The organism is Streptomyces ruber, assembly GCF_014648075.1.
Classification (GTDB): domain Bacteria; phylum Actinomycetota; class Actinomycetes; order Streptomycetales; family Streptomycetaceae; genus Streptomyces; species Streptomyces ruber.
Genome location: NZ_BMQK01000013.1, coordinates 61,210 through 73,660, shown reverse-complemented (window position 1 = coordinate 73,660; position 12,451 = coordinate 61,210). Strand labels below are relative to the sequence as shown.

General features: G+C 72.4%; 10 protein-coding genes and 1 tRNA gene. 7 read left to right on the top strand and 4 right to left on the bottom strand.

What is annotated here, in order from left to right; genetic code table 11:
• The first annotated feature begins 28 nt into the window (after positions 1-28).
• Complete coding sequence (locus IEZ04_RS24360) at positions 29-490, top strand: DUF6578 domain-containing protein (protein WP_189219079.1); 462 nt, start codon at positions 29-31, stop codon at positions 488-490.
• 33 nt (positions 491-523) lie between these two features.
• Here the strand turns inward: IEZ04_RS24360 and IEZ04_RS24355 are convergent.
• Positions 524-608: transfer RNA gene (locus IEZ04_RS24355), tRNA-Ser, on the bottom strand.
• A 45-nt stretch (positions 609-653) separates the two neighbouring features.
• Positions 654-2,318, bottom strand: a complete 1,665-nt coding sequence (locus IEZ04_RS24350) for a S1C family serine protease (RefSeq protein WP_189219078.1) — start codon at positions 2,316-2,318, stop codon at positions 654-656.
• A gap of 282 nt (positions 2,319-2,600) precedes the next feature.
• On the opposite strand from IEZ04_RS24350, the gene IEZ04_RS24345 reads away from it, so the two are divergent.
• The 3 genes from IEZ04_RS24345 (at position 2,601) to IEZ04_RS24335 (ending at position 5,336) form a co-directional block, all read left to right on the top strand.
• The gene (locus IEZ04_RS24345; RefSeq protein ID WP_189219077.1) at positions 2,601-3,410 is read left to right on the top strand and encodes a glycerophosphodiester phosphodiesterase; all 810 of its coding nucleotides are present in this window, start codon (positions 2,601-2,603) and stop codon (positions 3,408-3,410) included.
• Positions 3,411-3,506: 96 nt separating this feature from the next.
• Entirely contained in the window at positions 3,507-4,136 is a 630-nt protein-coding gene (locus IEZ04_RS24340) for an ATP-binding protein (RefSeq protein WP_189219076.1), read from the top strand.
• Between the two features lie 210 nt (positions 4,137-4,346).
• On the top strand, positions 4,347-5,336 hold the full coding sequence (locus IEZ04_RS24335; RefSeq protein ID WP_189219075.1) for a DUF5926 family protein: 990 nt from the start codon (positions 4,347-4,349) through the stop codon (positions 5,334-5,336).
• Between the two features lie 286 nt (positions 5,337-5,622).
• Here the strand turns inward: IEZ04_RS24335 and IEZ04_RS24330 are convergent, their stop codons facing one another.
• Positions 5,623-6,438: a hypothetical protein gene (locus tag IEZ04_RS24330; protein ID WP_189219074.1), complete on the bottom strand. Its 816-nt coding sequence runs from the start codon at positions 6,436-6,438 to the stop codon at positions 5,623-5,625.
• Between the two features lie 55 nt (positions 6,439-6,493).
• Positions 6,494-7,159, bottom strand: coding sequence for a bifunctional DNA primase/polymerase (locus tag IEZ04_RS24325; protein WP_189219073.1), 666 nt, complete (start codon positions 7,157-7,159; stop codon positions 6,494-6,496).
• 479 nt (positions 7,160-7,638) lie between these two features.
• Between IEZ04_RS24325 and IEZ04_RS24320 the strand changes: the two genes are divergently transcribed.
• The 3 genes from IEZ04_RS24320 (at position 7,639) to pdxR (ending at position 12,430) form a co-directional block, all read left to right on the top strand.
• Positions 7,639-9,249, top strand: coding sequence for a PP2C family protein-serine/threonine phosphatase (locus IEZ04_RS24320; RefSeq protein ID WP_189219072.1), 1,611 nt, complete (start codon positions 7,639-7,641; stop codon positions 9,247-9,249).
• Between the two features lie 115 nt (positions 9,250-9,364).
• A complete protein-coding gene (locus IEZ04_RS24315; protein WP_189219071.1) occupies positions 9,365-10,828 on the top strand; it encodes an aminopeptidase P family protein in 1,464 nt (487 codons plus the stop codon).
• Positions 10,829-11,005: 177 nt separating this feature from the next.
• Complete coding sequence (gene pdxR, locus IEZ04_RS24310; protein ID WP_189219070.1) at positions 11,006-12,430, top strand: MocR-like pyridoxine biosynthesis transcription factor PdxR; 1,425 nt, start codon at positions 11,006-11,008, stop codon at positions 12,428-12,430.
• The last annotated feature ends 21 nt before the right edge of the window (positions 12,431-12,451 follow it).

The window sequence follows — 12,451 nt, the reverse complement described above, 5'->3', positions numbered from 1 at the left end:
GCGCAGACACCCGGTGAACAATGGCAGCGTGACGCTGACGATTTGGGTCGATGACTGGCAGATGCAGTGCTGCGGGCAGAAGTTCACGCCGGGAGGCGTTGTCTCGTGGAGGCTCCTGGAGGCCGACCCGGAGGACTACGCCGACATTGTGGGTAGCGAACGTGCGACTGAGATCGATTTCCGCGAGGAGCATCACGGCCCGGGGCTGGAGCGGCTAACACCTACCTGGTTGGAGGTGCTGACCATTACCGAGGTGCACTGCCGTTACGAGGTGCCCCCAGCCAGCACGGCCCATGTGGAATACCCAGTTCCGGGCACGACCGTTCTGGTTCCAGTCAGGGAAGCGGACAAGTGGGCAGAGGCCCGACCAGGCCTTCGCTTCGCTGGCTACTTGGTGACTGCCCGGCGTGCCCCAGCCGTGCCCGATCGAGCGGGAAACCGCGGGGAACGACGGGCACTCACGGACAGCACGCAGCACGACGGCCCCTGACCGATCTACCTGGTCAGAGGCCGTCAACCTGCGCGGTGGGTGTGGGATTTGAACCCACGGTGACTCGCGCCACGACGGTTTTCAAGACCGTTCCCTTAGGCCGCTCGGGCAACCCACCCCGCGCGCCCCGCGATCGTGAGGCGCGCGGGGACAAGACTAACCGTTAGCTGTCGCCCTCGCGCTTGCCCAGGGTGAGCTCGGCCGTTCGGGTTCTGCCGTCGCGGGTGTAGGTGAGGGTCACCTTGTCGCCGGGCTCGTGCGTCCAGATCTCGCCGATGAGGGTGGGGCCGCTGTCGATCGGGGTGTCGTCGAGCTTGGTGATGACGTCTCCCGGCTGCAGGCCCGCCTTGTCGGCGGGGCCGTCCGGGGTGATCGACTCGGCGCCGCCGCCCTCGACGATCTTCGCGCCGCCCGAGCCCTCCTCCAGGGACACCGAGGCGCCGATCACGGGGTAGACCGGTTCGCCCGTCCTGATCAGCTGCTGGGCGACGTTCTTCGCCTGGTTGATCGGGATCGCGAAGCCGAGGCCGATCGAGCCGGCCTGGCCGGCGCCGCCGAGGCCGTTGCTCGCGGACTGGATCGCGGAGTTGATGCCGATCACGTTGCCCTGCGCGTCCAGGAGCGGGCCGCCGGAGTTGCCCGGGTTGATCGAGGCGTCCGTCTGCAGGGCGCTCATGTACGAGGCCTTGCTGCTGGAACTGCCGTCGCTCGAGGCCACGGGGCGGTTCTTGGCGCTGATGATGCCCGTGGTCACCGTGTTGGACAGACCGAAGGGGGCGCCGATCGCGATGGTCGAGTCGCCGACGGCCACCTTGTCGGAGTCGCCGAGGGTCAGGGGCTTCAGGTCCGACGGAGCGTTCTGCAGCTTGATGACCGCCACGTCGTAGCCCTGGGCGTTGCCGACGACCTCGGCGTCGTACCTCTCGCCGTCCGGGAAGGTGGCGGTGACCTTGCCGCCGTTGACGGCGCCCGCCACCACGTGGTTGTTGGTGACGATGTGGCCCTGCTTGTCGAAGACGAAGCCGGTGCCGGTGCCGCCCTCGCCGTTGCTGCTCGCGGCCTCGATGGTGACCGTGCTGGGCAGCGCCCCGGCGGCCACGGCGGCGACCGTGCCGGAGTCGCGCTTGAGGTCCCCGCCGCTGTCGGATGCGGAGACGGTGGTGGAACCGCCGCTGCCGTTGCGGTCGGCCAGCGTGTAGCCGATGCCGCCGCCGACACCCCCCGCGACGAGAGCGGCCACGAGGACCGCGGCGACCAGACCGCCGCGCTTGCCGCGCGGCTTGGGCGCGGGCTGCTGGCTGGCGGCGTCCCAGCCCGCCCCGAAGCCGCCGCCGTCCGCGTACGACGAGGTGGCGGGCGGCGGGGGCGGCGGCCAGCCCGCCTGGACGGGCGACCCGGCGCCCGCGGGCGGGGGCGCCGTGGAGACGCCGGGAGAGGGAGCCCGACCGTACGCGTCCCGGTCGCCTCCGGGCTGCGCGTAGCCGCCGCTCGCCGTCTGCCCGGCCGGCGCCTGTCCGTGGTCGTACGCGTTCCGGTCGACTGCGGCCTGCTGTCCGTAGGCGTTCCCGGCCTGGCCCTCGCCGGGTGCGGGTGCAGGTGCTCCCGCGGGAGCGCCCGCCGCGGGAGGCAGGTCCTGCTGACCGGTCCGCGGGGGGTGGGCGGGCACCGTCGGGATCGCGGCCGTCGGGGCCCCCTGCGCGCCGGGGGCCGGTGCGTGGGCGTCGGCCTCGGGCGCCGGGGCGGGTGTGGAGGCAGCAGGAGACTCCGCCGGCACGGGAGGTGCGGGCGGGGCGGGTGGTACCGCGTTGCCCTCGTTCTCGGTGCTCACAGCTCTTCTCCTCGGTCCACGGCGGTTGTTCTCGGTCGCACTCGGTCGCACTCAATCACGCTTGATCATGCTGCTACGGTCCGGCGCCATGAAGCCGGGCATCTGTGCATGCGTTCGTCATGTGCTCTTGTATGCCATCAGCTTTTCCCATGGACCGTCAGAGCACCATAAACGGAGGCTGTGGGTGCGGGGCCATTCCTTACTTCGGTCCTGTCGGACAAAATGGACGGACCCTGCACGGCCGTCCTCACGCCTACCCGCTCCCGGTGGCACCATGACGCGGTGACCCACGCACGACAGCACCCGATCCAGGTCGTCGCCCACCGCGGCGCCTCCGAAGAGGCCCCCGAACACACGCTGGCCGCCTACAAGAAGGCGATCGAGGACGGCGCGGACGCCCTCGAGTGCGATGTGCGGCTGACCGCGGACGGCCACCTCGTCTGCGTGCACGACCGCCGCGTCAATCGCACGTCCAACGGCCGCGGCGCGGTCTCGGCGCTGGAACTCGCCGACCTCGCCGCTCTCGACTTCGGCTCCTGGAGGAACCACGAGGAGGCACCCGACTGGGAACACCGGCCCGAGGACCGGGAGGACACCTCCGTCCTCACCCTGGAACGCCTCCTTGAACTCGTCGCCGACGCGGGCCGCCGGGTGGAACTGGCCATCGAGACCAAGCATCCGACCCGCTGGGCGGGACAGGTGGAGGAGCGGCTGCTGCTCCTGCTGAAGCGGTTCGGCCTGGACTCCCCGGAGTCGGCCGCCGCCTCGCGGGTACGGGTCATGAGCTTCTCGGCGCGTTCGCTGCACCGCGTCCGGGCCGCGTCCCCGACGCTGCCCACGGTCTACCTGACGCAGTTCGTCTCCCCCCGGCTGCGCGACGGCCGGCTCCCGGCGGGAGTGCGGATCGCGGGCCCCTCGATCCGCGTCGTACGCAACCACCCCGCGTACGTCCGGCGCCTGAAGCAGGCCGGCCACCAGGTGCACGTGTGGACCGTGAACGATCCCCAGGACGTCGACCTCTGCGTCGGCCTGGGCGTCGACGCCATCATCACCAACCGCCCGCGCGCGGTGCTGCGTCAGCTCGGCCGCTGAGGCGACGAGGCGTTCCGTACACACCTCCGAGGCACCCCAGCCCTTGACATCACGGGGTGTGCACCGGCGCGTTCAGCCCGTATCCGATCGTTACGAGTGCGTCAGCGGACGGCGACTGGCCGGTTTCCAGTCCAGTCCAATGGGGCATTCACACCGTGGCGTGGGGCGAAGGAGGTCTCGGGGGTGGCGTTGGTGGTGGCACAGGAGGTGCCCACGTCGTCGAGCATGGCCGTACCCCATGGCCCTGCGGGCGTGGGGAAAGCACGGCACCGGATGCGGGATCAGTTGCGCATCCGCGGTGTCACGGAATCGGTCATCGACGATGCCGTACTCATTCTTTCCGAACTGCTCAGCAATGCCTGCAAACACGGCAGGCCCCTGGGCGACGCACTGGCCGGCGACGGTGACGTACGCGCCGCGTGGCATGTGGACACCTCGGGGCGCCTCATCATCGAGGTGACGGACGGGGGTGGTCCGACGAGCCCGGTTCCGTCGACGCCCTCGGTCACCGCGCGCGGTGGCCGTGGGCTCAACATCATCACGGCACTGGCCCACGACTGGGGCGTCCGTAACGACGTCTGCGGCGAGGTCACGGTGTGGGTGGTCGTCCAGGACGACGTGTACCGCACGCGCCGTCGCGACGACTTCGTCACCCGCGTCACGGCCGCCTCGGTGCCCGTGATGTCCGACCTGCGTTTCGCGGACGCGTTCAAGGACCTGGACTGACGCTCCGCGTGCGGACCCCGGCGCACATCCGGACACGGCCCTCCGGCCGAAACGCACCCGGCGCCCCGGGTTCCCGGGGCCGGCGGCGGGCCCTCGGGAACCGGCTGTTCCGGGACGACTCGGTGCGTTGTCCACAGGATCCCGTCGGTCCTCGTACGAGCGGCTAGGCTCGCGCCCGTACGAGACGAGCCGTAACCGGGAGACCCCACGATGGCCAAGAAGCGACCCCAGACGAAGGCCAGGAAGCCTCAGCCCACCAACCGGGCGGGTGCCGCAGGCGCCGACGGGCAGGTCCCGGTCGTCGGCGCGCGCGAACCCTGCCCGTGCGGCAGCGGCCGCCGGTACAAGGCGTGCCACGGCCGCGCCGCCGCGCAGGCGGCGACCGAACTGGTGCAGCGCCCCTTCGAGGGGCTGCCGGGCGAGGGCGACTGGGTCGCGCTGCGCGAGCTGGTGCCCGCCGCGACCGTGCAGCTGACGCTGCGGGAACCGCTGCCCGAGGACGTCCCCTCGGTCACGCTCGCCACGGTGCTGCCCATGGCGTGGCCCGCGCTGCGCCGCGACGACGGCTCGGTGCTGATCGGTCTGCAGAACGACACGGCGTCCGGTGACATCAGCCGCGACCTGGCCGACACGCTCCAGCGCGCGCTCACCGCGAAGCCCGGCACCCCGGTGCAGGGCCGTCGCGCCCCGGTGGACGGTCCGCGACTGCAGGATCTGCTCGACCCCGAAGGCGCGTTCGAGCCAGTTGTGCACTCGGGCTTCGAATTCTGGGTTCCGGACGCGGAGAACGCGACGCCGGAGGTGACCGCGTCCCTGGAGCGCGCCAACGCCGCGGCCATCCCGACCGTGAAGCTCAAGGGCGTCGACGCCGCGTACTGGTGCGAGACGCCGGAGAAGAACCACCTGCGCTGGGTCATGCCGTACGGCGAGGAGCAGCTTCTGGACGCCCTCGCGCGGCTGCACGCGGCGGGCCGGTCGAGCCTCGGGGAGGACACGCGCCTGGTGGGCTCGTTCCGTGCGCACGGCCTCACGGTGCCGGTCTGGGACCTGCCCGCCGGCGTCGGCGCGGAGGACGTCGAGGAGCCGGCGGCCGCGTTCGCGGAGCGCCTCGCCACCGCCCTGGCCTCGGACGCGCCGCTCACCGCGGACGAGCGCCGGGCGCGCGGCGGGCTGACCAACCGGCAGGTCACGCTCAGCTGACGGACGGGGCGCTTTCCGGGGGCCGGCCGGTCGACCGGCCCCCGGAAAGCGTGCGGAACGGGTGACTCCTGTCACAACTCGACGCTGTGACAGGGAATTCACTGTCCGAATAGCCGAGATCGAATTTGCGAACCGCCGATCTCTTGTTACCGTTCCAGTAGCCCGGTTGCTGGTGCATCCCCCGTCGCCAGCAACCGGGTCTTTCCATGTGCGGAACACGCGCGGGGCCGTGGGCGGGACGAGCTGCACGGAACCGCTCCGAACGTCAACCGCACTGCGCCGCGGGTCAGTTGCTTCCCGCGCGCAGGAGCAGCGGCCCCCGACCGGTGTCCGCGCCGTCGGGCCCGGCGGTGGCGAACTCGGCGACCGCCGTGTACGCCTCCAGACCGCCCTTGCCGCGCTCCTTGGGCGTCTCGCACACCCCCGGCTCGTCCTGCGCGCCCACGGTGCAGTGCATCCGCACCGAGCGCCCGTCGGGGCTCATGAGACTGAGCACGGAGCTGAGTCGCCTGCCGGTGGCGTTGCGGTAGTAGGCACGCGCCCAGGTCTCGTCGTCCTGCCTCAGCACACAGGTCTGCGCCTCGACGCCGCCGGGGGAGGACAGTGCGGAACCGCACCGGGCGGTGGTGGCGAGCCCCAGGTCGAGCAGCCCGGGCGACACCGCACCGGCCGACGGCCCGTCGGGGCCCGGCCCGCCCACGTCCGGCCCGTCCGCGTCCGATCCGCTCGCGTCCGGCCCACCGCCGGGCTGCTCCGCGGCGTCCGGTCCGCCGGCGCGCCCCTCACCACCGGGCGCCGCCTGCTCGAGTGCGCCCGCGCCGCGTGCCTCGTCGCCCCGCGTACCGCCGTCCCGCGCGCCGGCGCCGTGCGGACCGCTCTCCCGTTTCGCGTCGCCGTCGGACCGGGGCGTGTCGTCGGTGCGTCCGGTCAGCCGTTCGGTCGCGCGTTCCGCGTCACCGACGGGCCCTGCGGACGCCATGGCCAGGGGGAGGGCGGCCAGGGCCACCACGACGGCGGCCAGCGCCGCCAAGCGGCGCCGTCGGGAGACGGGCCCGCCGTGCGACGGCCACGAGACCCGGTGTCGCCCAGAGTGAAGATGCATGAACGGAAGATAACGAGCCACAACGGACACCCGGTTCCCCGCGCGCCCGACACCCCTACATCTCGGGCGCGCTCACACCCGTACGAGTGAGAGCCTCGACCACCGCGTCGACGACGGCCTCCACATCGGGCACCCAGGGCGCCGCGGAGCCCGGCAGCGGGGCCCGCTCCCAGCGGACCTCGCCGAGACCGGTGCCGGACGGCGGCAACGCCAGGTAGCCGCCCTCACCGTGGAACCGCAGCGATCCCGGCACGAAGTCCTTGGCGTACAGCAGCTCGCCCAACTGCTCCATGGAGTAGGGCGCGACGAGGATCGACCAGCGCGCGGGGGTCGCGACGACCGGTCCGAGACGCATGCCCATGCGGTCGAGCGCGCCGAGCGCACGTGCGGCCGCCAGGGCGGGCAGGCTCACCGCGCAGGGCGCCGTGCCTCCGGTCGCCAGCACGATGGGAGCCGAGGGGCGGTTCGTCCACCACCAGCGCACCATGCGCTCATCGGTGGTGGCCGCGAGGAGACCGGGGTCGAAGGGGTGAGCACCGGGCACCACGCACTCCGGGTCGGGGCACGCGCAGCGGGACCGGCTCTCCGGGTCCGGTGCCGCGCCCGGGAGCACGGGCCACTGCCATTCGGCCGCGAACGTCAGGGCCTGCTCCAGCATCTCGAGCTCTCCGCCGTTTCGCCTGGACAGGAGCCTGCGTCGCCTTCCGAGGATCTCGCGCATGAGCGCTCGTTCCTTTCCGTTGCACGCCTGGCAACACTGTGGTCCACATCACAACATGAGTCGATCACTTCACTGTGCGTACCCGCTGGCGCATCACACCCCTGTCTCGGACAAGGGGGACCCCGATGGGCGGAGCGTTGGCCGCGTCCGCGTCCATACTGCGTCTATCAAAAGCGTGGGCATGGCGTGGGGGTGGCGACGCCTGGCGTTTTGCCGTCCCGCTATTGCTCGTCGCCTCCGCCACGGAAGGATGGGGCACGGTCGTCGGTGGCTAAGACGCCCGGTTCGGTCACCAGGTTCCGGGCGATCCCCGCCACGCTGGCCTTCACCGAGTACGTACCCATCACAACCGCTGTGACGCTCTGTCGAACGAGCACAGTCGACCGCAATACGCCGTTCCCTGAGACTGTTTTCAGTCAACTTCATCAATAAGCAAGAGACTCATCAGCCCCACGGACACCAGGAATCCCAGCAGGACAATGCTGGACATTCCAGTACACATGCGTGTACATGTGGAGCACCCGCTAGCGGCGCAAAATGACATGGGGGTTTGCGATGCTATGGAACAAAATGCACCGGCTCGAAAGCCGGATGCGATGAACACCCCTCACCTTCCGAAAGTGGCCGGAATCGATTCCACCGTCCCAGCCCCCGCACAGACTGTCGCACCGGCTCCCGCCACCCCCGCCGTTCCCGCCACCACGGGCGCCCCGTCGGTCACGTCGCACATCGCCCCCGGGACCGTCCTCCAGGACCGGCTCGCGGGCTGGGTGTCCGACCTCACGACCCTCCATGAGCTCACCGAACGCCTCGCCCGCACGGCCGTCCTCGGCGAGACGCTGCACGAGCTGCTGCGTGCCGGTGCCGCCCTCGTCGGAGCCCGGCGCGGCCTCGTCGTGCTGGAGCCCGGTGACGGACTCGGTCCGGACACGACCGTCGGCCTCGGGCTCGGACGGGCCGATCTCGGCCACATCGAGACCGTTCCCCGCGCCTCCATGTCGTACGGCAGGATCCTGGACGGGCCACCGGACGGCGAGGTCGAGATCACCCACCCCGATCTGTTCGCCGAGGACGGGCTCGACCCCCGCCACCGCGAGGTGGCCGCCCGCCTCGGTTACGCCGCCAGCCACACGCTGCTGCTCGGCACGGCGGCGACGGGCCGGCTCGGCGCGGCCGTCTGGCTCTACGACGAGCCCGCCCGGCCGACCGCGCGGCAGCGGCACCTGATCGGCCTCTACACCCGCTACGCGAGCGAGCACCTGGCCCGGATCGTGGAGATCGAGCGCACGCGCGCGTGCATGGCCACGATCTCCGGGGAACTGCTCCCCTCCCGGCTGCCCCGGGTCGCCGGCGTCCGGCTCGCCGCCCGCCACCGCACCGGTCCGCGCGGCGGCGGTGACTGGTACGACGCGCTGCCGCTGCCCGACGCCGCGCTCGGCCTCGCCGTCGGCTCCGTCACCGGCTCCGGGCCGAGCGCCGTCGCCGCGATGGGCCGCCTGAGGGCGTCGTTGCGGGCGTACGCCGTGATGGAGGGCGAGGACCCCGTCGCCGTCCTGTCCGACCTGGAACTGCTCCTCAGACTCACCGAACCCGCCCGCTGCGCCACCGCCCTCTTCGCGTACTGCGAGCCCGCCCTGCGCAGGATCACGCTGGCCGGCGCCGGGCACAGCCCGCCACTGGTGACCGGCGAGCGGCGCACGGAGTTCGTCGAGACCTCCCTGTCGGCCCCCCTCGGCATGCTGGCCTGCTGGGAGGCGCCGAGCGTCGAGCTGAGCCTGGAGCCGGGCGAGACCGTGCTGCTCTACACCGACGGACTGCTGCGCCGTACCGGCGACCCCGCCGACCGCGCCTTCGCCCGGCTCCACGCGGCTGCGGCGAGCGCGCCACGGGCGGTGCGCGCCGACCCCGCGGCGGTCGCCGACCACGTGCTGCGCACCGTGCTGCTGGACGAGCCGGCGGGCGCGTTCCCCGGAGGGACGAGGCCGGGGCAGGGTGACGAGCAGAGGCACGGGCAGAGGCAGGCGCCGACTCGGGGGCGGAGGAACGACCGCGACGAGGACGTCGTGCTGCTGGCGGCGCGTTTCGACTGACCGGCCGGCCGAGCGGGAGCGTCCCGCCGCAGCCGCTCCGGCAAGCGTTTTCGCCCCCCGACGGTTCGTACACACGACCGTACGATGGGGGAGGTCCAGTGCCGTAACGAGGAGGATGACCGTGACGGACGAGCTCCCGGAGACCCCGGAGAACGAGTCGGAAGAGCCGATCAAGCAGCGCAAGAACGGCCTGTACCCGGGCGTGTCCGACGAGCTGGCCGACAACATGAAGTCCGGCTGGGCCGACACGGAGCTGTACGACCTGGCGCCGATCGCCCAGGCCGCCGAGACGGCCGCCCGCCGCGCCGCCCTCTCCGCCCGCTTCCCGGGCGAGCGCCTCGTCGTCCCCTCGGGCAACCTGAAGACCCGCTCGAACGACACCGAGTACCCCTTCCGCGCCTCGGTCGAGTACGCGTACCTCACCGGCAACCAGACCGAGGACGGCGTCCTGGTGCTGGAGCCCACGGACGAGGGACACCGGGCGACGATCTACCTGCTGCCGCGCTCCGACCGGGAGAACGGCGAGTTCTGGCTCTCCGGCCAGGGCGAGCTGTGGGTCGGCCGCCGCCACTCCCTCACCGAGGCCGAGAAGCTGTACGGCATCCCGGCCTCGGACGTCCGCGAGCTGCCCGAGAAGCTCAAGGAGGCCACCGGCCCGGTCCGGGTCGTGCGCGGGTACGACGCCGGCATCGAGGCGGCGCTGCACGACAAGGTGACCGCCGAGCGCGACGAGGAGCTGCGGGTCTTCCTCTCCGAGGCACGGCTGGTGAAGGACGACTTCGAGATCGGCGAGCTGCAGAAGGCCGTCGACTCGACCGTGCGCGGCTTCGAGGACGTGGTGAAGGTCCTCGACAAGGCACAGGCCACGTCCGAGCGGTACATCGAGGGCACGTTCTTCCTCCGCGCGCGCGTGGAGGGCAACGACGTCGGCTACGGCACCATCGCCGCCGCCGGCGCGCACGCCTGCACGCTGCACTGGGTGCGCAACGACGGCCCGGTGCGCGCCGGGGACCTGCTCCTGCTGGACGCGGGCGTCGAGACGCACACGTACTACACGGCCGACGTCACGCGCACGCTGCCGGTCGACGGCACGTACAGCGACGTCCAGAAGAAGGTGTACGACGCCGTGTACGAGGCCCAGGAGGCCGGTATCGCGGCCGTGCGGCCGGGCGCCAAGTACCGCGACTTCCACGACGCGGCGCAGCGCGTGCTGACCGAGAAGCTCGTCGAGTGGGGGCTGGTCGAGGGCCCGGTCGAGCGAGTGCTGGAGCTGGGCCTCCAGCGCCGCTGGACGCTGCACGGCACCGGGCACATGCTCGGCATGGACGTCCACGACTGCGCGGCCGCGCGGACCGAGACGTACGTGGACGGCACGCTGGAGCCCGGCATGGTGCTCACCGTCGAGCCGGGCCTGTACTTCCAGGCCGACGACCTGACCGTGCCCGAGGAGTACCGCGGCATCGGCGTCCGCATCGAGGACGACATCCTGGTCACCGAGGACGGCAACAGGAACCTGTCCGCGGGCCTGCCCCGCCGTTCCGACGAGGTCGAGGCGTGGATGGCGTCCCTGAAGGGATGACGTTCGTGAAGGGCGGCACCCCGTCCCGGACGTGACGGTGCGCACGCGCCGCGGACGGTGCCGGATCCAGGCCCTATGGTGCGTTCCGCACACGGATACGAAACTGATGGCCGGGTGCCCTCCTGGGTACCCGGCCACTGGTGTACCCGGGGTGGCACGTGTCCCCTTGGGTTGTTCATGTGCCTAGGGGGGCGATTCTCTGTGGTCAGGGGACCCGGTCACACCGAGGACTTCTGGTCCGGCGTCGGGAGGGAGCTGCAGGGCGGGCCGCACGCGGACGCGGGGCGCAGGGCGGGGCTGGAGCGCACGCTCAGGGACGCCGTGCGCGCGGGGCGGCTGGCTCCGGGCACCCGGCTGCCCGCGACCCGGCGCCTCGCCGCCGAGCTCGGTATGTCCCGGGGGACGGCCAAGGCCGCGTACGACCAGCTGGTCGCCGAGGGCTATCTGACGGCCCGTCAGGGGTCGGGCACGGAGGTGGCGCCGCTGCCCGCGGACGCCGTCCCACCGCCCGTCGACGACGCACGCGCGCGTGCGCCCCGGTTCGATCTGCGGCCAGGCAGCCCCGACGTGGGCACCTTCCCGGCGGCGTCCTGGCTGCGCGCGATGCGGCGCGCGATCGCGACGGCGCCCTCCCTGGCGTACGACTACGGCGATCCGCGCGGCCGCATCGAGCTGCGGACGGCGCTCTCGGCCTACCTGGGGCGGGCGCGCGGGGTCCTCGCACCTCCCGAGCGGATCGTCGTCACCTCGGGCTACGTACAGGGGCTGGCCCTGCTCACGCGTGTGCTGGGCGGCGGGACGGTCGCCATGGAGGACCCCGGGACGCCGTTCCACCGGGAGGTCGTGCGCCGCAACGGCGGGTCGGTCGTCCCGCTGCCGGTGGACGGACGGGGCGCCCGCGTCGACGGCCTGGACAGCCCCGCGGCCGTCGTGGTCACGCCGGCGCACCAGTACCCGACCGGTGTCACCCTGCACCCCGAGCGGCGGCGGGCGCTCACCGACTGGGCGCGCACGCACGACGGGCTCCTGGTCGAGGACGACTACGACGGCGAGTTCCGCTACGACCGGCAGCCGCTGGGCGCCCTCCAGGGCATGGCGCCCAACCACGTCGCCTACCTGGGAACCGCCTCCAAGACGCTCGGACCCGCGCTGCGCCTCGGCTGGATGGTGCTGCCGCCGCACCTCGTAGACGCCGTCGCGGACGCCAAGCTGCACAGTGACCACCACACCGAGTCCGTGGGCCAGCTGGCACTCGCCGACATGATCACCAGCCAGGCGTACGACCGGCACGTCCGCGCCTGCCGGCTCCGGTACCGGCGGCGCCGGGACCAGTTGCTGGACCTGCTGGGCCCGGAGCGGGAGGTGCGGGGCATCGCGGCGGGGCTGCACGCGCTCGTCGACGTGCCGGACGAGGACGCGGTACTGGCGGGAGCCGAAGCGGAGGGACTCGCCGTCGGCCGCCTGGGTGACCACTGGCACACCCCCGGCGCCGACCGCCCGCAGGGGCTGGTGATCGGCTACGGGACGCCCCGGGAGCGGGCCTATCCGGAGGCGCTCAAGGTGCTGGGGAAGGTGCTGGAGGAAGCGGCGGGCGGGCGCTGAGCCGTACGGGCCCGGGCGGCC

What these genes read in the sequence shown, in the direction of transcription:
- IEZ04_RS24335 (WP_189219075.1), top strand. Translation starts at nt 4,347, where the DNA reads ATGGCCAAGAAGCGACCCCAGACGAAGGCCAGGAAGCCTCAGCCCACC.
- IEZ04_RS24330 (WP_189219074.1), bottom strand. Translation starts at nt 6,438, where the DNA reads ATGCATCTTCACTCTGGGCGACACCGGGTCTCGTGGCCGTCGCACGGC.
- IEZ04_RS24325 (WP_189219073.1), bottom strand. Translation starts at nt 7,159, where the DNA reads ATGCGCGAGATCCTCGGAAGGCGACGCAGGCTCCTGTCCAGGCGAAAC.
- IEZ04_RS24320 (WP_189219072.1), top strand. Translation starts at nt 7,639, where the DNA reads ATGCTGGACATTCCAGTACACATGCGTGTACATGTGGAGCACCCGCTA.
- IEZ04_RS24315 (WP_189219071.1), top strand. Translation starts at nt 9,365, where the DNA reads ATGACCGTGACGGACGAGCTCCCGGAGACCCCGGAGAACGAGTCGGAA.
- pdxR (WP_189219070.1), top strand. Translation starts at nt 11,006, where the DNA reads ATGTGCCTAGGGGGGCGATTCTCTGTGGTCAGGGGACCCGGTCACACC.